Annotated in this window: 20 protein-coding genes and 2 riboswitches; of the genes, 14 read left to right on the top strand and 6 right to left on the bottom strand. The window is 67.2% G+C overall.

The genetic code is table 11. The annotated features are described in order from the left end of the window. Positions 1 to 1491: a sensor histidine kinase gene (locus RCH07_RS11250; RefSeq protein ID WP_326967590.1), complete on the bottom strand. Its 1491-nt coding sequence runs from the start codon at positions 1489 to 1491 to the stop codon at positions 1 to 3. 5 nt (positions 1492 to 1496) lie between these two features. Further along, positions 1497 to 2207 carry a response regulator transcription factor gene (locus tag RCH07_RS11245; protein ID WP_326967552.1) on the bottom strand — a complete coding sequence of 237 codons (711 nt, stop codon included), beginning with the start codon at positions 2205 to 2207 and terminating at the stop codon, positions 1497 to 1499. Between the two features lie 212 nt (positions 2208 to 2419). Between RCH07_RS11245 and RCH07_RS11240 the strand changes: the two genes are divergently transcribed. After that, positions 2420 to 2677 carry a hypothetical protein gene (locus RCH07_RS11240; protein ID WP_326967551.1) on the top strand — a complete coding sequence of 86 codons (258 nt, stop codon included), beginning with the start codon at positions 2420 to 2422 and terminating at the stop codon, positions 2675 to 2677. Positions 2678 to 2955: 278 nt separating this feature from the next. Further along, complete coding sequence (locus tag RCH07_RS11235; protein WP_326967550.1) at positions 2956 to 3555, top strand: FHA domain-containing protein; 600 nt, start codon at positions 2956 to 2958, stop codon at positions 3553 to 3555. Between the two features lie 40 nt (positions 3556 to 3595). On the opposite strand, the gene RCH07_RS11230 is transcribed toward RCH07_RS11235, so the two are convergent. Genes RCH07_RS11230 through RCH07_RS11220 form a run of 3 tightly spaced genes read right to left on the bottom strand, consistent with a single transcriptional unit; the run spans position 3596 to position 8029 of the window. Beyond that, positions 3596 to 5251 carry a DNA repair helicase XPB gene (locus tag RCH07_RS11230; RefSeq protein WP_326967549.1) on the bottom strand — a complete coding sequence of 552 codons (1656 nt, stop codon included), beginning with the start codon at positions 5249 to 5251 and terminating at the stop codon, positions 3596 to 3598. Next, entirely contained in the window at positions 5248 to 7785 is a 2538-nt protein-coding gene (locus RCH07_RS11225; protein WP_326967548.1) for a helicase-associated domain-containing protein, read from the bottom strand. The genes RCH07_RS11230 and RCH07_RS11225 overlap by 4 nt, the downstream gene beginning before the upstream one ends. A 10-nt stretch (positions 7786 to 7795) precedes the next feature. Then, complete coding sequence (locus RCH07_RS11220) at positions 7796 to 8029, bottom strand: hypothetical protein (RefSeq protein ID WP_326967547.1); 234 nt, start codon at positions 8027 to 8029, stop codon at positions 7796 to 7798. Positions 8030 to 8207: 178 nt separating this feature from the next. Between RCH07_RS11220 and RCH07_RS11215 the strand changes: the two genes are divergently transcribed. From RCH07_RS11215 to RCH07_RS11205, 3 genes are read left to right on the top strand one after another with little or no spacing between them, the layout of a single operon-like run. Further along, positions 8208 to 8591, top strand: a complete 384-nt coding sequence (locus RCH07_RS11215) for a cold-shock protein (protein WP_326967546.1) — start codon at positions 8208 to 8210, stop codon at positions 8589 to 8591. Positions 8592 to 8599: 8 nt separating this feature from the next. Continuing rightward, complete coding sequence (locus RCH07_RS11210) at positions 8600 to 9286, top strand: DUF3027 domain-containing protein (RefSeq protein WP_326967545.1); 687 nt, start codon at positions 8600 to 8602, stop codon at positions 9284 to 9286. 41 nt (positions 9287 to 9327) lie between these two features. Then, a complete protein-coding gene (locus tag RCH07_RS11205) occupies positions 9328 to 10692 on the top strand; it encodes an MFS transporter (protein WP_326967544.1) in 1365 nt (454 codons plus the stop codon). 169 nt (positions 10693 to 10861) lie between these two features. Here the strand turns inward: RCH07_RS11205 and serC are convergent, their stop codons facing one another. Continuing rightward, positions 10862 to 11989 carry a phosphoserine transaminase gene (gene serC, locus RCH07_RS11200; RefSeq protein ID WP_326967543.1) on the bottom strand — a complete coding sequence of 376 codons (1128 nt, stop codon included), beginning with the start codon at positions 11987 to 11989 and terminating at the stop codon, positions 10862 to 10864. A 276-nt stretch (positions 11990 to 12265) separates the two neighbouring features. Between serC and RCH07_RS11195 the strand changes: the two genes are divergently transcribed. The 9 genes from RCH07_RS11195 to RCH07_RS11155 all read left to right on the top strand — a co-directional run bounded on the left by RCH07_RS11195 (position 12266) and on the right by RCH07_RS11155 (position 22983). After that, entirely contained in the window at positions 12266 to 12961 is a 696-nt protein-coding gene (locus RCH07_RS11195; RefSeq protein WP_326967542.1) for a metal-dependent transcriptional regulator, read from the top strand. A gap of 164 nt (positions 12962 to 13125) precedes the next feature. Continuing rightward, positions 13126 to 13337: riboswitch (cyclic di-AMP (ydaO/yuaA leader) on the top strand. Positions 13338 to 13342: 5 nt separating this feature from the next. Continuing rightward, positions 13343 to 14179: a M23 family metallopeptidase gene (locus RCH07_RS11190; RefSeq protein ID WP_326967541.1), complete on the top strand. Its 837-nt coding sequence runs from the start codon at positions 13343 to 13345 to the stop codon at positions 14177 to 14179. Positions 14180 to 14316: 137 nt separating this feature from the next. Further along, positions 14317 to 14486, top strand: a riboswitch (cyclic di-AMP (ydaO/yuaA leader). Positions 14487 to 14795: 309 nt separating this feature from the next. Then, positions 14796 to 15599, top strand: coding sequence for an NlpC/P60 family protein (locus RCH07_RS11185; RefSeq protein ID WP_326967540.1), 804 nt, complete (start codon positions 14796 to 14798; stop codon positions 15597 to 15599). Positions 15600 to 15822: 223 nt separating this feature from the next. Continuing rightward, the gene (locus RCH07_RS11180; RefSeq protein ID WP_326967539.1) at positions 15823 to 16323 is read left to right on the top strand and encodes an HNH endonuclease; all 501 of its coding nucleotides are present in this window, start codon (positions 15823 to 15825) and stop codon (positions 16321 to 16323) included. Positions 16324 to 16379: 56 nt separating this feature from the next. Further along, on the top strand, positions 16380 to 17099 hold the full coding sequence (gene mobA / locus RCH07_RS11175) for a molybdenum cofactor guanylyltransferase (protein WP_326967538.1): 720 nt from the start codon (positions 16380 to 16382) through the stop codon (positions 17097 to 17099). Beyond that, on the top strand, positions 17083 to 17370 hold the full coding sequence (locus tag RCH07_RS11170) for a DUF6457 domain-containing protein (protein WP_326967537.1): 288 nt from the start codon (positions 17083 to 17085) through the stop codon (positions 17368 to 17370). The genes mobA and RCH07_RS11170 overlap by 17 nt, the downstream gene beginning before the upstream one ends. Beyond that, entirely contained in the window at positions 17367 to 18899 is a 1533-nt protein-coding gene (locus RCH07_RS11165; RefSeq protein ID WP_326967536.1) for a molybdopterin molybdotransferase MoeA, read from the top strand. The genes RCH07_RS11170 and RCH07_RS11165 overlap by 4 nt, the downstream gene beginning before the upstream one ends. Positions 18900 to 18979: 80 nt before the next feature. Next, positions 18980 to 19852, top strand: a complete 873-nt coding sequence (gene fdhD / locus RCH07_RS11160; protein WP_326967535.1) for a formate dehydrogenase accessory sulfurtransferase FdhD — start codon at positions 18980 to 18982, stop codon at positions 19850 to 19852. Positions 19853 to 19959: 107 nt separating this feature from the next. Beyond that, a complete protein-coding gene (locus RCH07_RS11155; RefSeq protein WP_326967589.1) occupies positions 19960 to 22983 on the top strand; it encodes an alpha-mannosidase in 3024 nt (1007 codons plus the stop codon). Positions 22984 to 23330: the final 347 nt, after the last annotated feature.

The raw sequence follows: 23330 nt of genomic DNA, 5'->3' as shown, positions 1-23330 counted from the left end.
CTACGCCTGGGCGTCGTCGTCGGCGTCCGTCCTGGGGTCTGCGGTGTCGTCGCGTACCGAACCATCGTCCAGATACGGAAGGCTGACCACCAGGGTGGCCCCGCCGCCGTCGGTCTTCTCGACCCGGACCGTGCCGGAATGCGAGCCGACAATGGCCGCCACGATCGCCAGCCCGAGCCCGCTGCCGCCGGTTTCCCGGGTCCGCGAGGTGTCCGCGCGGTAGAAACGCTCGAAGATCCGGGCAGCTTCCTCGTCCGGGACGCCCGGGCCGTGGTCGCGGACCTCAATGACGGACAACCGCGCACCGTCCGCGCCGGTCCGGACGCCGACAGCCAGCTCAATGGGCGTGCCCTCGGGGGTGTAGCGCAGCGCGTTGCCCACCAGGTTGCTCACGACCTGCCGGAGCTTCGCCTCGTCACCCAGCACGGGTGCCGGAGCGGCGGGACCGCCGTCGAGTCCCGTGAGGGAAATGGCCCGGCCGCGGTCGCTGGCCTGGGTGTCCACGGCCGCGTCATTGGCAATCAGCAGCAGATCGGCCGGCTTCTGCTGCAGCGGACGCTGCTCGTCAATCCTCGCCAGCAGGAGCAGGTCCTCCACCATGGACCCCATCCGTTTGGCTTCACTTTCAATCCGTCCCATGGCGGTGGCAATGTCCTCCGGGGCGGACAGAGCGCCGTGCCGGTACAGTTCCGAGAAACCGCGGATGGTCACCAGCGGGGTGCGCAGTTCGTGCGAGGCGTCCGCCGCGAAACGGCGCATCCGCGCCTCGGACGCCATCCGGGCGGCGAAAGCTGTTTCGATGTGCGCCAGCATGGCATTGAGCGAGCTGCCGAGCCGGCCCACCTCGGTGCCGGGGTTCTCGATGTCCACGCGCCGGGAAAGGTCGCCTGCGGCGATCGCCGCGGCGGTCTTCTCCACCCTGGCCAGCGGCCGGAAGGACCGGGCGATGCTCCAGGTGGCGATGAAGAAGGCCAGCACGAGGGTCAGCAGGCCCACTCCGACCACCACCAGGACGGCGTGTTCCATGACGGAGTCGACCGGCCACAGCGGAAGCCCGATGACCACGACGGAGCTGCGCTGGCTGCTGTCGACGACGTTGAGGGCAACCACCCGCCAGTTGCGCCCGTCCGTGCCGCGGACCTGGAACGGGATCTGGGCCCGTTCCTTGGCCTCTGCGGCGGTCATGCTGCTGATGGCCGGGCGCAGTTCCTTGTCGCCGCCGAAGGGAATAGCGGGGAGCCCCGGCGTGAGCAGCATAAGCGAATAATCGGTCGGAATGCTCTGGCTCTGGTCCTGCAGCTGGCTGAAGGACTGCTGCTGGCGCACCGAATCGACGGCGGCCTTGAGTTTGTCGTCCACCTGGCCCTGCAGGTAACTGTGCAGCAGGGTCAGCGTTCCGGCGCCGGTGGCGGTGAGCGCCACCAGCATAAGAGCTGTCATGATGGCGACGAGCTGCGACCTGAGCGAGGCCGACTTCCAGCGCTGGAGCAACAAGGTCAGCGCTTCTCGGCCGTCCGCAGCACGTAGCCGACGCCGCGCTTGGTCTGGATCAGCGCGGGTGCATCGGGATCGATATCCACCTTGCGGCGCAGGTACGAGATGTACGATTCCACGATCGAGGCGTCACCGTTGAAGTCGTATTCCCAGACGTGGTCCAGGATCTGAGCCTTGGACAGCACCCGGTTCGGGTTGAGCATCAGGTAACGCAGGAGCTTGAATTCGGTGGGGGACAGCTCGATCACGGTGCCGCCGCGCCGCACCTCGTGGGCATCGTCGTCGAGCTCCAGATCATCGACCCGGATGACGGCGTCGTCGTCCTGCATCGGCTGGGTGCGGCGCAGCACGGCGCGGATGCGCGCCACCACCTCGTCGAGGCTGAAAGGCTTGGTGACGTAGTCATCGCCGCCGACGGTCAGGCCCATGACCTTGTCCTCGGTATCGTCCTTGGCCGTCAGGAAGAGGACCGGGAAGTGCTTGCCCGAGGCGCGCAGCCGGCGGGTGACGGTGAATCCGTCCATATCCGGCAGCATGACATCCAGCACCGCGAGGTCCGGGGCGTGGAGCTCCGCAGCGGCAAGGGCCTCGCGCCCGTTTGCCGCCGAGACCACTTCGAAGCCGGCGAAGCGCAGCGAGGTGGACAGCAGCTCCCGGATGTTCGGTTCATCATCGACGACGAGCAGCTTGGCTTCTGGACCGTTCTTTTTCATGGTTCCTATGATCCTCCCAGAGTCTGTGAGTTTTCTGATTGGCTGATGTGTGTTCTATGGGCGGCAGCCAATTGCCCGTGCCGGCAAAGTTTGTTCACCTGGGCACTGGAAAGGCATTCCCCTCCGCCGGCGCCGACACTAGAGTGGCCCTATCGAAATCACCCGGCCGCGGCGGAATGACCGCCGGTACCCAATGAAGAGGACACAAAGTGATGACTGAGAGCAACGCAGCGGACAGTTCCGGCGCCGCCGACCGGAGCATCCGCGACTGGACAGATCTCGCCGAAGAGATGTGGTCCTACCTGACGGGCAAGGGCGCGGCCATCAACTACAACTTCATCGATATGTCCATTGAGGTTCCCCGCGACATTGGCCCGGATGCGCCGCGGGCCACCTGGAAATTGAACGGAAGTCTTCGCGTGACCACAAGCGACAACGACGCGGCGGGTTCCGACGAGAACCGGGGCTGAACGTGCCCCCGCGGTTCAGGGCCGACATCAACCTGGACTTTTCCCTCCAGGAGGAATCCGGAGTGGAGGCACGCGGATCGGTGCGGGCTTCCGGGAGCGAAGTACTGGTTTCCCTGGAGCGAATGGACGCCCTGATCTCGCAACGGATGCCGTCCCTTGGCGATGTTAGGCCGCTTGCCAAGACACTGTCAGACCAGGGATTGAAGCTTGTAGTGGAAGGACCGGGAGGCAGGATCATCAGTCTGGGGGCCGTTGGCGCTTCGGCCCCGCAGCGGCTGATGACCAGATCGCCCCACATCAAGCTGGGAAAGTTGGGGGCTCTGGCGCCTCTGCTGAAACGGGGCCGCCGTTCCAAGGTCCGAAAGTTTTCCCTGCTGCCGCCTGCGACCTTGCTGCCGCTGCTGCCGACAGTGAAACGCACCATTCCCCGGCGCATCACCACAACCCACTACACCCGGGGCGGCGGAAGGCCACGCCTGATTTTTGTCCGGGACTCGAAGTCCTGGGACGGACAGGTCCCGCGTGAGTTCGTCCTCAGTGCGGAGCGGGTGCGCATCGGCAGCGATGAATCCGCGGATCTGCAGCTTCCAGAACTGGACGGCGTTCATGCGGAAATAGTCCACAATGACCAGGATGAATACGTCCTGGTCCGGCACGGAAAAGTCAGCGGAAGCTTCGGTCCGGGATCGACGTCGGTACTGCGCACCGGCGCCCGGATCCAGGTGGGCCCGTGGTGCCTGGCCTTTTTCCGTGAGGAATTTGCCGACCACGGACGCCCCTTCGGCGGCCGGAGCGGCGGCGAATTCGCCTACCAGCGTCCACAGCGCGATCCCCGGACCGGGGCCATGGAACAGGATGGGTCGACGTACACCCGCTGATCCGGGATCCCGCTTGCCCGGAACGCGGCGGTGTGCCGGCTCAGTCGGTGGGCGAGTTGGTTCCGACGTCGCCCGCGTCCATGATCCGGTAGGCGTAGCCCTGCTCGGCGAGGAATCGCTGCCGCTTGGCCGCGAAGTCCTGGTCCAGAGTGTCCCGGGCCACGAGCGAGTAGAAGCGGGCGGCACGGCCGTCCTTCTTGGGCCGCAGCAGCCGGCCCAGGCGCTGGGCCTCCTCCTGCCGGGACCCGAAGGAACCGGACACCTGGATGGCGACCGAGGCCTCGGGCAGGTCGATGGAGAAGTTGGCGACCTTGGACACCACCAGTGTCTGCACGTCGCCGGCCCGGAAGGCGTCAAAAAGCCTCTGGCGTTCCTTGACCGGCGTGCTGCCCTTGATGACCGGGGCCCCCAGCCGCTCGCCGATCTCGTCCAGCTGGTCGATGTACTGCCCGATCACGAGCAGCTGCTCGCCGGCGTGTTCGGCCACGAGCCGCTCCACTACAAGGGTTTTTGACTCGGAGGTGGCGCAGAGCCTGTACTTGTCCGCGTCTTCGGCCATGGCATAGGCGACGCGCTCGTCGCGGGGCAGATCGATCCGGACCTCGACGCAATCCGCGGGCGCGATGTAGCCCTGGGCCTCGATGTCCTTCCACGGGGCGTCATAGCGTTTGGGGCCGATCAGGCTGAACACCTCGCCCTCGCGGCCGTCCTCCCGGACGAGCGTGGCGGTGAGGCCGAGCCGGCGCCGCGCCTGCAGATCCGCCGTCATCCGGAAGATCGGGGCGGGCAGCAGATGGACTTCGTCGTAAATGATGAGCCCCCAGTCGTTGCCGTCCACGAGCTCCAGATGCGGGTACAGCCCGCCGCGCTTCGTGGTCAGGACCTGGTAGGTGGCGATCGTGACCGGGCGGACTTCCTTGACGGAACCGGAGTATTCGCCGATCTCCTCCTCGGTCAGGGACGTCCGCTTGAGCAGCTCGTCCTTCCACTGCCGGGCGGACACCGTGTTGGTCACCAGAATCAGCGTCGTTGTGGAACTCGTGGCCATCGCGGCGGCACCCACCAGCGTTTTGCCGGCCCCGCAGGGGAGCACGACGACGCCGCTGCCGCCGGCCCAGAAATTCTCCATGGCCAGCCGCTGGTACGGCCGGAGCTTCCAGCCGGATTCGGTGAGCATGATCGGGTGGGGTGTGCCGTCAACGTAGCCGGCCAGGTCCTCGGCCGGCCAGCCGATCTTGAGCAGTAACTGCTTGAGCTGCCCGCGCTGGGAGGACTGCACCACCACGGTCTCACCGTCGATCCGCGGGCCCAGCAGGGGGGCGATCTTCTTGGCGCGGCTGACCTCCTCGAGCACCGGATAGTCCGTGGTGCGCATCACGAGTCCGTGCTGCGGGTCCTTCTCGAGCCGCAGCCGGCCGTAGCGGGACATGGTCTCTTCGATGTCGATCAGCAGGGAATGCGGCACCGGGAAGCGGGAGTACTTGAGCAGCGTGTCCAGCACCTTTTCGGCGTCGAGCCCGGCCGCCCTGGCGTTCCAGAGGCCCAGCGGAGTGAGCCTGTAGCTGTGCACGTGCTCGGGGGCGCGCTCAAGCTCCGCGAAGGGTGCGATCGCGTGGCGGGCTTCGGTGGCCAGCTCGTGGTCAACCTCAAGCAGGATGGTTTTGTCGCTCTGGACGATCAACGGTCCATCGTTCACTGGAGCAATTCCTCTGCGGCCTCTACGTCAATAATCCGGTGGATGGACAGAACGCGTTCGGTTTCCTTGTCCGGATCGAACACCCGGACCCGTCCGCCGGTCACAGCTACCGGAACAACGGTTTCGCGAACCGCATTCCCGAGGCTGTCCACGACATTCATCACCACGCGCTGTTTCAGCCGGATCGCCTTCTGCAGGGTCTCCAGCCCCAGCTGGGTCGCTTCCTCGCTGCCGGGAGCCGCCGCGGGGCGGCCGTGGGCAGCGCCGCCGTGGGCAGCGCCGCCGTGGGCAGCGCCGCCGTCGGCAGGGCCACCGGAGGTCCGGTCGCTGCGCAGGACCGCAAGCTGGTCGTCGACGTCGGCCTCCGGCGGGGCGGTGCGCGGGGCGCTGTAAACCGGGCGGGTGCCGCCCGGCAGTGCGGCGCCTCGGCGCAGCCGGACGAGGCCGGACTCGGATTCCTCCACGGCCGGGGACAGCCCCAGGCTGCGCAGGAGCTGCGCCGTTTCCCGGGGCGCCGCGTGCGAGATCAGTACGGTCGGTGCGAGCCTGATCAGGCCCAGTCCGGCTGCGGCGGAGGTGTTGAGCAGTTCCAGGACGGCGGTTTCGTCGTCGCTCTGGATAAAGCTGGCCGCGGCGCCAACCCGGAGCCTGGCGTGCCGGGCTGCGGTGTCTTCGACGAGGTAGCTGAGCGGCTGCGGGATGGCCGTGGCCGAGTGCAGGCGCAGGAACTCCAGCAGGGTCTGCGCGTCGTGGCCCGCGTCGAGGGCCCGCCGGACCGACGAGACGGAGAAACGGTAGATAGTGGCCGGGCCCTGGCCTTCGGCGTCTGCCATGGTCAGGAGCTTCTCGCTCAGCTCCGGTGCAAGGTAACCCGGCGCCACCGCGGTGAGGTCCGCCTGGAGCAGCACATGGTTCAGCGCCGCCGGCAGGTGTTCGCCCAGGATGACCAGGGCGTCGTCGGGCCGCCCGGCGGCGATCGCCGCCCCGATCTGGGAGAGGGCGCCGGAACCGATCAGCCCCAGCATCTCCGCCTCGGACAGGACACCGCGGACCAGCGAGCTGAAGCGCCGCGCCATCCGCGGCTGCGTCCAGTCGGCGCGCTCCAGCACCGCCGCGGCGTCCAGTACCGGGGCCCGGCCGTCCGCCGCCGAGGCTTCCAGGGTGAGCTCATGAAGGATTTCCAGGATCCGCTTCCGGACCACCGGGGCGTCCGGCCGCTGGGCCTCCGCGGAGAGCGCGTTGATGGTGGTGCCGGCGGTGCCGCGGTGCGCGGCGGGGCCAGAGGAGACGCCGTTGACGGGCTGGCCCACAAGCGAGGGCGCGCGCTCGCTGGCGAGCCAGGCGTTGACAAGCCAGAGCCACTGCTCCTGCCGCGGGAGCGTCAGCCACTCCAGCTGCGGGGGCTGGACCCAGCCGGAACTGTCCACGTCCAGCCGCAGCAGCCCGGACAGGGCGCAAAGCTCTGCCAGCACCCCGGCCTCGTGCAGTTCGATCCGCAGCGCGTCGCCCAGCCGTTTCATTTCCCGCACGCCGACGCCGCCGCTGCGCAGCGTGACGAGGGGCTGATCCCGGACGACGAACAGCAGTTCGCCCACAAGCCGCAACGTCTCCGCGATCGCCCCCAGGGCCGCGTTGCGGCGCAGTGCGGCGCTGGTATAGCCCAGCCGGGGCACCGGGGGAGCCAGGGCGAAGTTCTCGACGATATAGCCGTCGCGCAATGAGATGCCGACGCTGTGCGGGAGTTCCACGTGGGCGGCGTCCAGCGGTACCAGCAGCCCGCGGGCCAGGAGCCAGTCCACCGGTCCGACGTCGGCGCCCTCGTTGAGCACGGAGGCTCGGCGTTGTGCCTGGGGTACGGCGCCCATGGCCCAGTTCCCGAACCGGGCGAGCAGCGCCGTCGTGCGGGTCGGGGAGGCTTCAAGGATCTGCTGGAGGGATGCCGGCGTGGCGGTCCAGTGCTGCAGTGACAGTGCCGCTTCCATCGGCGTGGTGGCGAGGGAGATCGCCGCGCCGCTGCGGTGTAGTTCCGCAACAAGCTGCACGACGCGCGCCGCGAACGCCGGCTGGAGCCGGACCAGCTCGGTGTAGCTGCGCCCCAGCCCGGCCGGGTAGATCCCGATGACGTCCTTCAGGCTGCCCACTGGCAGGTAGTGCCGCTGCTTTGCGGCGACGGGCGAGGTCCCGTGCGGAGGTTCGGCCCGGTGGACGAGGGCCAGGTCCTGAAGCGAATGTAGGAGCCGTTCGATGGCGGCGAGCGTGGACCCGTTGATCAGCTTCTTCAGCATCGCAGCGGAGGCGCTGTGTCCGGTGTCCGTGTTGGTGCACAGGTGCAGGGTTTCCAGCACCTGCATCTCGGGGCGGTTGAGCCGCTCGAGCGCGCGCTGCACGCTCACGCGGCCGCTCGCGCGTGCGGCTAGCGCGGCGAAGTCCGGGACACCGGGGGAGATGAGGTCCGGCCGCGCGGAGAACAAGGCCCGCAACGAGTTGTCGCTGCGTGCCTGGAGTTCCTTGCTGAGCGCGCGGATAAGGGACATCAGACCAACGTTACCTTTCGCCGGGTCCGTGCGTCCGGCGCCGGGCCGCGACCCTGTCGATCACGAGGAAGAGCATCAGCAGGAAAGCCAGCGGCAGCCCGTAGAGGGCGGTGGAGGTGATCCAGGCGGGGGCGACAGCGTTACTGAACGCCATGGCCATGACAACCCCTACAGCAACCAGGGACAGCACGGCGACGGCCGCCGCCATGATCAGCAGGGGTCGCCGGACGCGCAGTGGTGTCATGGGAGTAACGCTAACAGCCCGGGCCAGCCCGTGCCCCAACGCCGCAAACCGGGTCGGGCAGGATAACCTTGGGGGAACAGACCAACATGGTCCAGGCCGTCACACCCTGAACCCGCATATCCATACGGATGCGGTGGCTGCCGGCCGTGTCCCCAGCAGAACGAAGAAGGTTGATTACGTGCCTACCGGCAAGGTCAAGTGGTATGACAAGGAAAAGGGCTTCGGTTTCCTCGCGGGCGAGGACGGCCAGGAAGTTTTCCTGCCCAAGTCCGCACTGCCCGAGGGCGTAACGGAGCTGAAGGCCGGCGCCCGCGTCGAGTTCGGTGTGGCCGACGGACGCAAGGGCGCCCAGGCGCTGGGCCTGCGGGTGCTCGACAAAACACCGTCCATCGCCAAAGCCAAGCGGCCCAGCGCCAGCGATCTCGCGCCGCTGGTGCAGGACCTCGTCTCCGTCCTGGATAACCTGTCCGGGACTCTCTCCGCCGGAAAATACCCGGAAGGCAACAAGGGTAAGGCGATCGCCGTCGCCCTGCGTAAGGTTGCCGACGAGCTGGACGTATAGGGCTCCCGATGACTCCGGAACCTGAACAGAACGCGCCCGTGGCCCCCGGCACAGCCGGAGCCAAGACCGCCGCAGCCAAGCCCCGCGCTGGGGTTCCCGTCTGGCGCACTGGCAAGGCCGACGCCGTCCTGGCCGCCGCCGTCGACGTCGCCCGCACCGCTGTTGAGGGCATCGCCCCGGCCGGGCAGATCGGCCGGCACCTGGGCGCCAAGAGCGAGGGTGACCGCCTGGTCACGCACCTCTTCGAATCCAAGCTGGCCGGCTACGGGGGCTGGCAGTGGTACGCAGTACTCACCCGCAACTCGCGGTCCAAGGTCGTCACGGTCGATGAATTGGGCCTGCTGCCCTCCGAGGATGCCATCCTGGCGCCCGAGTGGGTCCCGTGGGCCGAACGCGTCCGCCCCGGGGACGAACAGGGGGACGAGGCCCCGGCCGCCGGTGCCGAGACCCGGGACCAGGGTGCTGCTGAGCCCGGCACTGACGACGCCTCAGCAGGGGCTGACCCGGCAGAGGACGACTCCGCGGAAGACGGCACTACCCCCGAAGACGACTCTGACGACGCGGACGGCAACGCCGACGGCGCCGATGACGAATACGACGCCGACGACGTGGACGACGACGACGCTGATGTGGACGACGATGAAGCCTCAAACGAAGATGCATCCGGCGAAGCAGCCTCCGACGAGCCCGACTAAGGGTTGGAACCGGCTGGGGAAATGGACTGCGGGGGCCGGGCATGACGTCCACCTTCAAGTCCCTGCACGTCCTGAACTACCGGATCTGGTTCATCGGGGCGGTCGTCTCCAACATCGGCACGTGGATGCAGCGCACGGCCCAGGACTGGCTGGTCTTTGACCACCTGACCGAGCACGACGCGGGCGCCATGGGCATCACGATGTCGCTGCAGCTCGGACCCCAGCTTTTCCTGGCTCCGGTGGCGGGGCTCGTGGCGGACCGCTTCAACCGCAAACGGCTGCTGGTCGCAACGCAGTCCGTGATGGCGCTGCTCAGCGCGGGCCTGGGCATCCTGGTGGTCATCGGCGCCGCGCAGCTCTGGCACGTCTACGGCTTTGCCCTGCTGCTGGGCGTCGTGTCCGCCCTCGATGCCCCGGTGCGCCAGACCTTCGTCTCTGAGCTGGTCCGCGACGACTACCTGCCCAACGCGGTGGCCCTCAACAGTGCATCCTTCAACGTAGCCAGGATGATCGGCCCCGCGGTAGCCGGAATCCTGACGGTGGCTGTCGGCCCCGGCTGGGTTTTCCTGATCAACACCCTCACCTTTGTGGCGCTGCTGCTGAGCCTGTGGAAGATTCCAGCGGCCTCGCTCCGCCAGCTTCCGAAGGCGGCCGCGGGCAAGGGCCGGATCCGGGAAGGGCTTCGCTATGTACGGTACCGGCCGGACATTGTGGTGGTTCTCGTGGCGATCTTTATCGTGGGAACCCTGGGGCTGAACTTCGTGCTGTTCATCGCGGCCATGGTCGGTACGGAATTCGGCCTCGACGCCGGCGCCTTCGGGCTGATGAACTCGATCATGGCCATCGGCTCCGTGACCGGCGCGCTGCTGGCGGCCGGCCGGCAGAAGCCCCGGCTGAGGCTCATTTTCGGGGCCGCCGGGGCCTTCGGTGTGACCGCGGGCATCGCGGCGCTGGCACCGGACTACTTCTGGTTCGGCGCCGCGCTGGTCCCCGTGGGCCTTTTCGCGATCACGATGATGACAAGCGCAAACAGCTACGTCCAGACGACCACGGACCCGGTGATGCGCGGCCGGGTGATGGCGCTCTACATGGCGATCTTCATGGGCGGCACACCGATCGGGGCGCCGCTGGTGGGCTGGGTCGCCAACGTCGCCGGCCCCCGCTGGTCCATGAGCGTAGCGGCCGCTTCGGGCCTGATCGCCGCGCTGATTGGGCTGCTATGGATCATCCGGGCCAGGCGGCTGCGGATCCGTTTCGACCGCAGGGCCCGAGGGCTACGATACTTCCACGTCGAATCCGGCCTCGGTGCCGGCGGTGCCGGCGGCAACGCGGACGGCGCCGGCCAGGCAGCAAACCCGGACGACGCCGGCCAGACGGCAAACCCGGACGACGCCGTCGATCGCTGACGCAGCCGGCGGTCAGCAGCCTGCATTCTGCATTCCGCATTCTGCATTCTGCATTCTGCATTCTGCATTCTGCATTCTGCATTCTGCATTCCGCATTCTGCATTCTGCATTCTGCATTCTGCATTCTGCATTCTGCATTCTGCTTTCGGCGGTCGGCCGCGCAGACGGACTACTTCGTGAGCTCCCCCACGACGTGGTCGATGCATTCGAGCAGCGCCGACACATCGTCCGGCTCGATTGCCACGAACGTGGCAATACGCAGCTGGTTGCGGCCCAGCTTGCGGTACGGCTCGGTGTCCACGATGCCGTTGGAGCGGAGCACCGTGGCGATTGCCGCGGCGTCGATCGAGTCGTCGAAGTCGATCGTGGCGATGACGTTGGAGCGGTCCTCGGCCTTAGCCACGAACGGTGTGGCATAGCCGGAGGCCTCGGCCCAGCGGTAGATGCGCCCGGCCGAATCCGCAGTCCGGGCCGAGGCGAAGTCGAGCCCGCCGCTGGCATTGAGCCACTGCACCTGGGCGTCCAGTGTGACTAGGGTGGCCAGCGCCGGGGTGTTGTACGTCTGGTTCAGCCGTGAGTTATCGATCGCCGTCTGAAGATCCAGGAAGTCCGGAATCCAGCGGCCGCTGGCCTTGACCCGGGCCGCACGCTCCAGCGCCGCCGGGGAAAACAGACCAAGCCACAGGCCGCCGTCGGATGCGAAGTTCTTCTGCGGAGCGAAGTAGTAAACATCAGCCTCGGCTACATCCACGGCCAGGCCGCCGGCCGCGGACGTGGCATCGACCAGCACGAGGGAACCCTCATCGGAACCGGCCACGCGCTGGACCGGGGCGGCAACGCCGGTGGAGGTCTCGTTCTGCGGCCACGCGTACACGTCAACCCCGGCCTCCGCCGTGGCCTCCGGGCGAGTACCGGGCTCGGACTCGATGATGGAGGATTCAGCAAGGAACGGAGCCTTGTTCGTGGCCGCGGCGAACTTCGAGCCGAACTCGCCGAAAGACAGGTGCTGGGCCTTATTCTCCACAAGGCCGAAGCTGGCTATGTCCCAGAACGCCGTGGAACCGCCGACCCCGAGGACCACCTCATAGCCTTCGGGGGCACGGAAGAACCGGCTGAGACCGTGACGGACCGAGCCTACGAGGTTCTTGACCGGTGCCTGGCGGTGGGATGTACCCAGCAGCATCGCCGATGAGGCGAGGGCTTCCATCTGTTCCGGTCGGACCTTTGACGGTCCGGCGCCGAACCGGCCGTCCTGGGGAAGGAGGTTTGCGGGGATAGTGATGCTGGTGTCGCTCACGTGGCTCCAATTTTCGACTGCTACAAAGTGTGGCTCCGGAGGTGGCCCGGCGTGCTGGGTGCGAGGGAGCCTACTTTTCATTCTGCCTGACTGCGGAGGGCTGGCGGGAAAGGAGTCCGTCATAGTCCGGTCATCGAACCGTTCCGGGAGATTATCCGGACAAACTCAAAATAGGCTAGGCTGTCCTGCGAGCGTACGGCCGAGCTCGCCAGGGCTCATCCCGCACGCGGTACGGCGGGAAATGACGCAAGGACGGCGCTCGAGGAGCTGAGCTGAATGACGGATCTGATCGATACCACGGAGATGTATCTTCGGACCATCCTGGAGCTTGAAGAGGAAAACATCATCGCCCTCCGCGCCCGCATCGCGGAGCGACTCCGCCACTCCGGCCCCACAGTTTCCCAGACCATCGGACGGATGGAACGTGATGGGCTGGTAGTTGTCTCCGGCGACCGGCACCTCGAGCTGACCGAAACCGGCCGGAAACGCGCCATTGGCGTTATGCGCAAGCACCGTCTCGCCGAGCGCCTGCTGGCGGACGTGATAGGCCTCGACTGGGCCTACGTCCACGAGGAAGCCTGCCGCTGGGAACACGTGATGAGCGAGCGCGTGGAGCGGCGGATCTTTGAACTGCTCAACCACCCGACCGTTTCCCCTTACGGCAACCCGATTCCTGGCCTCGCTGACCTCGGGGGTCCGCCGTCCCTGCCGCACGCGGACGGCGTCGTGAACCTGCTTGAGGCTATGGCCGGCTACGGGGCCGGTTCCCGGATTACGGTCGACCGGCTTGCCGAGCCCATCCAGGTGGAGCCGGAACTGCTGGTCCAGCTCGACGAGGGAGGGATCCGTCCCGGTGCCCGGGTTTCGCTGGAACGCGTCGGGGAATACATCTCGGTCCGGGTGCCGGAGATCGAAGGTGCCCTTGAGTTGCCGCCCGAGGTCGCTGCCCACGTTTTTGTTACCGTCGGCTGACACCTCCCGGGTCACATCTCCGGGTCATAACTCGTGGGATGACCCACGAGTTATGCACAACCGCCGATAACGGATTTATCACTGGGCGGCTTCATCGCCTATAGTTGATGACCAGTACCGATACCAAAGCGTTATCTGATTCGAAGCCGAGCTCTGCCAGCGGATCAGTAACAGAGTCACCTTCTGGCAGGGGCGGGGGAACCACTTCCGGCTGTTTCAACACAGCCTTGGGGTGAAGTCCGCCAGCGGCAAGCACACTCCAGTGAGGGACTTTATTGGACCTCTTTGTGTCTGGGTGCTTGCTTACGGCGGACCGGGTCTTAGATCTCTGACCCGAATCCGACAGCTAACTCCGCAGGCTCTCCAGAGAGGAACTACTTTTTGACCACCCAGACCGCCAGGGGCCGCCGTCGTGCGGCCGGTCCCGCCCCGGAGCCACGTCCGGCCGTCGCCGCATTGGCCGACCGTCCGCGCGACGCGCACCGCGATGAACGCCGGGGCCGGCGCAGCCCGTTCCGGCAGGTCACCGACTTCGCCGCCGCCAGCGGCGTTGGGCAGAAGGCCGGTATTGCCTTGGCCGCCACAGGTCTGGTCCTGACGGTTACCGTCCCCGCGACCGGTCCGGTCGCGGTCACCAACGCCGGCCCGCCCGTCAGTTCAGCCTCTGCCGAGGCCTCCGCCGCGGCACAGCCGGATGTCACTGCGCCTGCCGCCGCCAAGATTGAATTTAACCGCAGTGCCGTCACCACGCAGGGCGATCCGGACGGGAAGCTTAAGCAGTTACTGAGCGCCCAAGCCGCTGGCGCCATCACGCGTGCTGCGTCTTCGGGAAGCCTTGGTGCACCGCTGGAGCGGATGGATTCCGTGTCGCCCTTCGGGCTGCGTGTCAGCCCCATTACCGGCGGTTCCGGCGAGTTCCACCGCGGTCAGGACTTCGCGGCCCAGTGCGGAACAGCAGTCAACGCCGCCGCAAGTGGCACCGTGACGTTTGCCGGATGGCACCCTTACGGTGGCGGAAACCGCGTGGTGATCGACCACGGCAACGGACTGGAGACCACCTACAACCACCTCAGCTCCTCGAGCGTCCGCGTCGGGCAGCAGGTCTCCCGCGGCGATGCCGTGGCGATGGCCGGGACCACCGGGGCCTCCACCGGCTGCCACCTCCACTTCGAGGTCATGGTTAACGGAGAAGTTGTCGACCCCACCGGCTGGCTCTAGCCAAGCCGATGGGTCACTCTCGCATTTCTGTGACGCGCCGTGATCTGAATGTGACATTGAACCCCAATTGCTGTACCGTATGAGGTACGCCAACTTTTCCGAAGTTGGCGCTCTTGAGTGGATTGCCTAGCTCTGCCACCGCTCAAGGTCCGTCCGCATGACATCGTCTGGCAGGGGCGGGGGAACCAATTTTGGTCTTCGCAAGAAGACCTTGGGGTTAAGTCGCAAAGCTTCCCAGGAAGCAGCGCGGCCGGGTGACTCCCATCCGAATCCGACAGCTCACCTCGCAGGCATTGGGAGAGGCTTCTTTTCGTGTCTTCACGCCGCAATGCTGCGCTTTACAGCGCTTGTGCATCTCTTACGAGCCCGCCGGAATCCACCTATCGTGCTGCCCTTGCCGGCGCCCGCAACGGATCCCACACCGCCGGCTCAACCTCTGCTGATTCCGGACTGCAATCTACGCACCTGCATTCCGTGGCCGTTTTTGGCGCATCTTCGCAGTACACCCTTCGCTAAGTAACCCATTCGGGGCGATCCGGCGTACCCCCAAGATGCCGGAGCGTCCTCAGATTGCGCCTGAAAAGCGCAGTCCAAGGATCACGAAAGAGAGAACTTAATGACTACTAGTGCAAACGCACGCCACCGCGCCGAGGTCACCAAGACCAACTCGCTGGCCGTCATTGCCAAGACTGTCGGCCACAATGCCGGAGGCATGGGCCGCCAGGCTGCAGTTATCGCTGCCGCTTCCGGTCTGGTTCTGACCAGCGGTATTGCAGCCAACGCTGCTGAGACCAACGTTCAGCGCGAATCCACCTCCGCTTCCACGCTCGAAGTCCAGTCGGCAGCTCCGGCAGCCATCTCGGCTGCTTCCACGATTGCGATCTCCTACGAGAAGCCGGCCGTCACGACCACTGCCGCTCCGGTTATCGAGGCCCCTAAGCCCGTCGTCAAGGTCCAGGAAACTCCGACCGCCACCCGGGCCGCCAGCACCAGCACCGCCGCGACCAAGACCGCCACTGTCAAGACCGTCGGCACTAACACCGTCGCCGCTGCACCGGCTTCCGCACCGGCTGCGGCCGGCGTTGCCAGCGGCATGGGTTCCACCATCGCGTCCGCTGCCTACGCCCAGCTCGGCGTCGGGCAGGACTGCACCAGGCTGGTCACGAACTCACTGGCTGCCGCCGGCATCAACTACCACGGCTGGCCGGCAGGGTACCTGTCCCTCGGCCGCACGGTGAGCGCCGCTGAGGCACAGCCGGGCGATCTCGCCTACTACCAGAACGGCGGCGCGGGTGTGGCGCATATCGCTGTCTACGTCGGCGGCGGCAAGGCCGTCCACGGCGGCTGGAATGGCGGAACCACCTCTCTGCAAAGCGTCAACGTCGGCTCCGGCCCGGTCTTCATCCGCGTCGGCGGCTAAGACAACCCCTTCCAGCGACACCAAAGGACCCCTGCCCTCCCGGCAGGGGTCCTTTGCGTTGCCGGAGCATGAATTTCAGCCGACACGGGTGAGCACCGGCTATGGAAATTCGGTGATCCGGCACTCGCGTGTTTACTCTTGTGGTGTCGATCCATAGCCCGACCATGCACAGGGCAGCCGGCCCTTGTGCCCCTGGCGGGTGCGGCCGTTAAGAGGTATGCGGATGCGCACTCTCGTTCTGAATGCTGGATATGAACCGCTGGCGGTAGTCACTTTCCGCCGGGCGCTGGTTCTTGTGCTGACTGGGAAGGCCAGCGTCGTGGCCGAAGGCGACGATCCCGTCGTCGGGCCAACCGACATCCTAGGCCGGCCGTCGGTGATTCTGCTGAATCGCTACATCAGGCCCCGGTACAACACCAGGACGGCGGTCAGCCGCCGCGGCGTGCTCCGCCGGGATTTTCAGCGCTGCGCCTATTGTGGCAAAGCAGCCCACACCATAGACCATGTCCACCCCAAGTCCAGGGGCGGAGCGGACTCGTGGGAAAACCTCGTCGCCGCCTGCCTGCGCTGCAACAACGCCAAGGGTAACCACACACCGGCCGAGATGGGCTGGAAACTCAGCTTCGTCCCGGGGCCGCCGAAGGGCGCGATCTGGCAGATCAAGGAACTGGAAAAGCCGACGCCGGCCTGGGATCCGTTCCTGTTGCCGGAATCTGCTGCCTGAGCGGTCCGCCGCGCACGGCGCACCCGGACCCGCACGTCCCGCGCTACGCTTGACTGGTGGAATTTGCTGCTGTCATTCTCGCCGGCGGCCGGTCCTCCCGCCTGGGAGGCGTGGCCAAAGCCAGCCTGGTGTACGACGGCGCTACCCTCCTGGAGGGTGCGCTGCAGGCCGCACGCGGCGCCGGAACGGTCGTCGTTGTCGGTCCGGACCCTGGCACACTTCCCGGCGGCGTGCTGAGCTGCCGCGAGGATCCGCCGTTCGCTGGTCCTGCTGCCGCCATTGCGGCCGGGCTCTCCGCGCTCCAACGCCACCGCGCGGGGTCCGGGGGCGTCGCCCCGCCGCTGACCCTCGTCCTGGCCTGCGACATGCCGCGGGTGGATGCCGCCCTGCGAGTGCTCCTCGAGGCCGCCGGAACCAGCAGCCCCTCCGGCCAGCCCTTGCCGGAGGCTGGGCCACCTGGGGACGGCTATATGGCGGTTGCTGACGGGCGGAGACAACCTCTCGTCGGCCTATATGGCACAACTGCGCTACAAAGAAGCGTCGATGAAGCTGAACGCCGTGGCATGCTCATAAACGCTTCGGTATCCGGCCTTCTTGCTAGTCTTGATGTGCGGGAAGTGACTGTCCCCTCCGGGGCCACGGACGACGTGGACACGTGGGACGATGCCTCCGCACTTGGGGTATCCGGACTGATCCACGGCCACCAGCCGGGCAACCGGTCCGGAACCTCGCAGCTGACCCCGACCTTGGAGGCAAACGGTGAAGACCCAGGATGAAACGCTGGAAGACTGGTGCCGTGCCCTGCAACAGGCCCTGGAACTGGAGGACGTCGAGGTCGACATCAACGAGGTCCTGGCCCTCGCGGGCGTTGCGGCACACTCGATCGTGCGCCCCGCAGCCCCGCTGACCACCTTCATTGCCGGCTTTGCCGCCGGGCTGGCCGCCGGCTCGGGCCAGGCCAGCGATGCGGCTTCCATGCAGGCCGCCATGGCAGTGGCCCGGAAGCTTGCCAAGGACTACCAGGCCAGTGAAGCCTCCGGGGCATGACGACCGCACCCCCGCACGGCAGCGCGGCGCCCGCCGGGGACGACCACACCCCGGACCACACCGCCGGACCGGAGACGCCCGGACCGGAGACGCCCGGACCGGAGACGCCCGGACCGGAGACGCCCGGACCGGAGACGCCCGGACCGAGTACGCCGCGCCGGCACCTCGTCCACACCTGGCAGGAAGCCCGGCAGCTCGCCTTCGACTGCGCGGCGCCCATTCCGGCCGCTCCCGTGCCGCTTCGCTACGCCCTGGGCCGCACCCTGGCAGGGGACGTGGCAGCGCTCCACGACATGCCGCACTATGCCTCCTCGGCGATGGACGGCTGGGCCGTCAACGGCAGCGGGCCCTGGATCCTGGCGGAACCCGGCCACCGGCTGGCTCCGCACCAGGCAAGCCCCATCGTCACCGGCGGGCTCATCCCGGCCGGCGCGAAGGCCGTGCTGCGCAGCGAAAGCGGCAGTCTCGGCACGGACGAGGACGGACTCCCGGTGCTGCAGGCCGGCGGCGCCGCCAAGCCCGGTGAACCGCGAAACGGCGAACACATCCGCAGGGCCGCCGAGGAAGCGTCCGCCGGAGACCTGCTCATCGCGGGCGGCACCATCCTTAACCCCGCCCACCTGGCCCTCGCCGCACTTGCCGGCCACGACACTTTGCCCGTGCTCGGCAAAGCCGTGGTCCGGCTTTTATTCACCGGCTCCGAGGTCATGGCATCGGGCCTTCCAGGGCCGGGGGAAGTGCGCGACACCTTCGGCCCGCAACTGGCCGGCGTCGTGGAGATGCTCGGCGGGATCTGCACCGACGAGTCGAAGATCGGGGACAGCTACGCCGAATGGCTCAGCGCCCTTGAGGACATCGAACCGGCCGGTACCGGCGGGGCCGCTACCAATGGGGCAGCCACTGCCCCCGGAGCGGACGCTGCGCCTGCGGCGGAGACCCTGCCCGCCGACGTCGTTATCACCACGGGCGGGACGGGCCGCTCCGGAACCGACCATCTCAGGCGCTCGGTCGCCGAGCTCGGGGGGCGGCTGCTGATCGACGGCATCGCGATGCGCCCCGGCCACCCGGCCGTGCTGGCCGAGCTGCCGGACGGCCGCTTCATTCTCGGCCTGCCGGGGAATCCGCTCGCGGCCATGATGGCGCTTGCTACTATCGGCGCCCCGCTCCTGGCAGCGCTGGGGCACCGGAAGCTACCGCCCGTCGGCCAGGTGCCGTGCGGTTCGATGATCGAACCGGATCCAGGCCGTACCCGGCTGATGCCGTTCCGCTTGCTCTACGGCATGGCGTCGCCGGCTCGGCACACGGCTCCGGGGATGATGCGGGGTCTGGCCGCCGCCGACGGCGTGCTGGTGGTTCCGCCCCACGGCGTACAACTGGGGGAGCCGGTCCCGGCCTTCGCGCTGCCGTGGGGTGGCCCCATACCGGAGCCGGCGGCTGACGGGGCGAAACCGAAGTCCGCCCCGAAACGGACTATCCGGAAGTCTGCCGGTACCAATGGGCCGGTGGACTGGAGCGCCCTGCTTGGGTAGCCGGCCGCGCCCGAACTCCCCGCGCTGGCCACCCGGCCGCGCGCTTGCAATGATGGAACTATGTTGGTGAGGATTACCTGATGGGCCGCGTCACGCAGCGCCGCAAGGTGCATAAATTTGTTCTGGACGGATCCCGCGGGGCCCTCGAGTTCCCGGTCCGCCACCGCGAGGACGTCCTCGCCGTCGAAGAGCCGCTGGAAATCCGGATCGGCAGCCTGTCTTTCTCCGTCACGATGCGCACCCCGGGCAATGACTTTGACCTCGTAGCCGGTTTTTTGGTCTCCGAGGGTGTCATCTGGAGCCCTGAGCAGCTCGTCTCCCTGCGGTTTTGCGCGGGCGAAGACGAAAGCGGTGTCCAGACATTCAATGTTGTGGAAGCCCAGTTGCGGCCCGACGTGGTGCGGCCCGACACGGGACGGAACATCTTCACGTCCAGTTCCTGCGGGATCTGCGGCACGGATTCGATCGACGCCGTGCATAAGTCCTCGCATTTCAGCCCTGCCGAGGACCCGCTCACGGTGCCGGTGACAACGCTCGCCTCGCTGCCGGGGTTGCTGCGGGAGGCCCAGGCCGTTTTCGACGTCACCGGCGGCGTTCATGCTGCCGGGCTGTTCCGGATCGCCGACGACGGCTCCGCTGAACTACTCTGCCTGCGCGAAGACGTCGGCCGTCACAATGCCGTGGACAAAGTGGTGGGCTGGGCCCTGCGCGAAGGCATGCTGCCCCTGAGCGGAACCGTGCTGCAGGTATCCGGACGGGCCTCGTTCGAACTGGTCCAGAAGGCCGCGCTGGCCGGCATCCCGGTACTGACGGCTGTAAGCGCGCCGTCGAGCCTGGCGGTCGAATTGGCGGAGGCCAGCGGAATGACCCTGGCGGGGTTCAGCCGCGGCACCTCGCTGAACGTCTACGCCGGGCAGGGCCGCGTGTCCGTCCCCGCGCCCGTGGCGGGCTGACAGTCACACTCGGCTCGGCGCTTGGTCGCTGGCTCCCGGCGGAGTAAGTTTTATCCATCAATTGGATGCGACTCAGCGACATCCACGCCAGCGCTAAGAGGATCACATTGCACGACGACCGCCGTCTCACGGAAGTCCGGCTGGACCGCTTCGTGCGTGAACGCATTGTCCCAGCGGTCTACCCGCGCAGTGTGTCGCTGGCTTTGAGCAGCTGGGACGTCCCCGATGAGCCGGTGCCGGTCATGGAAGCACTCCGGCAAGAGTTCACCCCGCAGGAGCACGGTGCCGCCTGGGGGAGGCCCTGGAGCACTAAGTGGCTGAGGCTGCAGGGCGAAGTTCCGGCCGCCTGGGGGGCTGCGGCGGACACCTCGGTGGAAATCGTGGTGGACCTCGGCTTTGGCACGGACCTGCCAGGGTTCCAGTGCGAAGGAATCGCCTGGCGGCCCGACGGAACCATCATCAAGGCCATCTCCCCACGGAACCAGTACATCCCGCTCAAGCTGCTGGGCAGCGGCGTGTCCGTCGATTTTTACGTCGAAGCCGCGGCGAACCCCGACCTCTCGCAGGGATGGACCTTCGCGGCAACCCCTTACGGTGACAAGGCAACTGCGGGCAGCGATCCGAAATACCGGCTGGGCAGGATCGTCATCGCGGAGTTCAACCAGACCGTGTGGGAGCTGCGGCAGGACATCTGGACGCTCAGCGGGCTGATGCACGAACTGCCGATGGACCTGCCCCGCCGTCACGAGATCCTGCGGGCGCTGGAGCGAATGCTGGACATCCTGGATCCCGACGATGTGCCCGGAACCGCAGCCGCTGGCCGGGACGCTCTCACCGCTGTCCTGTCCCGGCCGGCCTATGCCTCGGCCCATCAGCTTCACGCCACCGGCCACGCGCACATCGACTCCGCCTGGCTGTGGCCTGTCCGGGAAACCATCCGCAAATGCGCCCGGACCTTCTCGAACGTCATCGCGCTGATGGACGAGGAGCCCGACTTCGTGTTTTCGTGCTCCTCGGCCCAGCAGCTTGCCTGGATCAAGGAGCTGTATCCGGAGCTGTTCGGGCGGATCCGCGACAAGGTCAAGACCGGCCAGTTCGTCCCGGTGGGCGGCATGTGGGTCGAATCCGATACCAACATGCCCGGCGGGGAGGCGATGGCCCGCCAGTTTCTGGAGGGCAAGAGCTTCTTCCTCGACGAATTCGGCGTGGAATGCCGGGAAGCCTGGCTTCCCGATTCCTTCGGGTACTCCGCTGCCATGCCGCAGATCGTTAAGGCCGCCGGCAGTGACTGGTTCCTGACTCAGAAGATCTCCTGGAACCAGATCAACAAGATGCCGCACCACACCTTCAACTGGGAAGGAATCGACGGCACGCGGCTGTTCACGCACTTCCCGCCGGTGGACACCTACAACTCGGAGCTGAGCGGCCGGGAGCTCGCCCATGCCGAGCGGAACTACCGGGACCATGGCCGTGGCACCACGTCGCTGGTCCCGTTCGGTTACGGCGACGGCGGCGGCGGTCCCACCCGCGAGATGCTCGCGGCGGCGCGCCGCACGGCGGACCTTGAGGGATCCCCGAAGGTCCGGCTCGGATCGGCCGCGAGCTTCTTCGACCGGGCCGAGGCCGAATCCGCGTCGCTTCCCGTCTGGGTCGGCGAAATGTACCTGGAGCTGCACCGCGGCACCTACACCAGCCAGGCCAAGACCAAGCTGGGCAACCGGCGTAGCGAGCACCTGCTGCGGGAGGCGGAACTCTGGTGCGCCACGGCCGCGGTACGCCGCGGCTACAGCTATCCGGCGGCCGAACTCAAGCGCCTGTGGCGACTGGTCCTGCTGCAGCAGTTCCATGACATTCTTCCCGGCAGCTCCATCGCCTGGGTGCACCAGGACGCCGAACGGAACTACGCCGCCGTCGGGAAGCAGCTGGAGGCGATCATCGCGGATGCGGCCACGGCGGTGCTCGGCAGCGGCGAGCGGGAGTTCCTGCTCAACGCCGCTCCGCACGCGCGCCAGGGTGTCCCCGCCCTCGCCGCCGCCGAGCCGGTCCGGGCGGAGCACCCCGTGCTGGTCACCGAGTCCGGGGGCGGCTACATCCTGGACAACGGCATCATCCGCGCCGTCGTTAATGCGGATGGGCTGCTCATGTCCCTGATGGACTACGCCAGCGGGCGCGAGGCGATGGCGCCCGGGCAGGTCGGCAATCTCCTCGAACTTCACCGGGACACTCCCAACGAATGGGATGCCTGGGACATCGATGCCTTCTATCGCCGCAACGTGGTCCCGCTGACGGAGGCCCGCTCGGTGACGCTGGAACGCGGTGGCCGTGACGCCGTCGTTGTGGTGGAGCGGCTGTCCGGCTCCTCGGCGATAACGCAGCGGATCTCGCTCGAGGCGGGCTCGGAGTCGCTGTCCATTTCCACGGCCGTGGACTGGCAGGAAAGCGAGAAGCTGCTGAAGCTCGGCTTTGCACTCGACGTCCGGGCAGACCGCTCGGCCTCGGAGACCCAGTTCGGGCATGTGTTCCGCCCGACCCACGTCAATACCTCCTGGGAGGCGGCGAAGTTCGAGATCTGCGCGCACCGGTGGATCCATGTCGCCGAACCCGGCTACGGGGTGGCGGTTTCCAATTCTTCCACCTACGGCCACGACGTCACCCGGAACATCCGGGAGGACGACGGCGGAACCACCACCACCGTGCGGCTCTCGCTGCTGCGCGCCCCCAAGTTCCCGGACCCGGGAGCGGACCACGGCCGGCATGAACTGAACGTGACGATCAGGCCCGGTGCCAGCATCGCCGGGGCCGTCGAGGAGGGCTACCGCACCAACCTGGCGCCGCGGTTGTTCAAGGGTGCCCATGGGGTGGAGCCGTTGTTCACCGTGTCCAACCAGGCCTTGGTCATCGAGGCCGTCAAGCTTGCTGAAGACGGTTCGGGGGATGTGGTGGTGCGCGTGTACGAGTCACTGGGGGAGCGGTCCACGGGACTTGTGACGGCCAACTTCGACGTCGCTGGCGTCCACACCGTGGACCTCCTGGAGCGGCCGGTGGCGTCACCGGGCGTGGCAGCAGGCCGCGATTCCGCGGAACTGGCCCTCCGGCCCTTCCAGCTGGTGACCCTGAGATACGTGCGCTAGCGGGCATTTTCCTTGGTTCGCCGGGGGCTCAGGCAGCGCCTGGACGTATTCGCGCGCGGGGGACATGCCCATTTTTCGCACCCGGGACTGGGCATAATGACACTATGCCCACCCGCCGGCCTCGCCGCGGGGCATGTCCCTTGGGGCGGTGTCCAGTCCAGCGGGACATGCCCATTTTTCGCACCCGGGACTGGGCATAATGACACTATGCCCACCCGCTGCCCTCGCCGCGGGGCATGTCCCTTGGGGCGGTGGGAATAGCAAGTTGATTTGGCCCCGGGTTAGTCGCTTGTTTTGGCCCCACCCCGGGTAGGGGTTTCCAGGTTGGCCGCCGGTGCGGCCGGGGT

The organism is Arthrobacter sp. CG_A4, from assembly GCF_035985125.1.
Classification (GTDB): Bacteria; Actinomycetota; Actinomycetes; order Actinomycetales; family Micrococcaceae; genus Arthrobacter.
This window is presented reverse-complemented; position numbering and strand designations above follow the sequence as displayed.

Excerpts from the sequence above, each read along its gene's own strand:
- RCH07_RS11245 (WP_326967552.1), bottom strand. The coding sequence starts at position 2,207 with ATGAAAAAGAACGGTCCAGAAGCCAAGCTGCTCGTCGTCGATGATGAA.
- RCH07_RS11240 (WP_326967551.1), top strand. The coding sequence starts at position 2,420 with ATGACTGAGAGCAACGCAGCGGACAGTTCCGGCGCCGCCGACCGGAGC.
- RCH07_RS11235 (WP_326967550.1), top strand. The coding sequence starts at position 2,956 with ATGACCAGATCGCCCCACATCAAGCTGGGAAAGTTGGGGGCTCTGGCG.
- RCH07_RS11225 (WP_326967548.1), bottom strand. The coding sequence starts at position 7,785 with ATGTCCCTTATCCGCGCGCTCAGCAAGGAACTCCAGGCACGCAGCGAC.
- RCH07_RS11220 (WP_326967547.1), bottom strand. The coding sequence starts at position 8,029 with ATGACACCACTGCGCGTCCGGCGACCCCTGCTGATCATGGCGGCGGCC.
- RCH07_RS11210 (WP_326967545.1), top strand. The coding sequence starts at position 8,600 with ATGACTCCGGAACCTGAACAGAACGCGCCCGTGGCCCCCGGCACAGCC.
- RCH07_RS11205 (WP_326967544.1), top strand. The coding sequence starts at position 9,328 with ATGACGTCCACCTTCAAGTCCCTGCACGTCCTGAACTACCGGATCTGG.
- RCH07_RS11195 (WP_326967542.1), top strand. The coding sequence starts at position 12,266 with ATGACGGATCTGATCGATACCACGGAGATGTATCTTCGGACCATCCTG.
- RCH07_RS11185 (WP_326967540.1), top strand. The coding sequence starts at position 14,796 with ATGACTACTAGTGCAAACGCACGCCACCGCGCCGAGGTCACCAAGACC.
- RCH07_RS11180 (WP_326967539.1), top strand. The coding sequence starts at position 15,823 with ATGCGCACTCTCGTTCTGAATGCTGGATATGAACCGCTGGCGGTAGTC.
- RCH07_RS11165 (WP_326967536.1), top strand. The coding sequence starts at position 17,367 with ATGACGACCGCACCCCCGCACGGCAGCGCGGCGCCCGCCGGGGACGAC.
- fdhD (WP_326967535.1), top strand. The coding sequence starts at position 18,980 with ATGGGCCGCGTCACGCAGCGCCGCAAGGTGCATAAATTTGTTCTGGAC.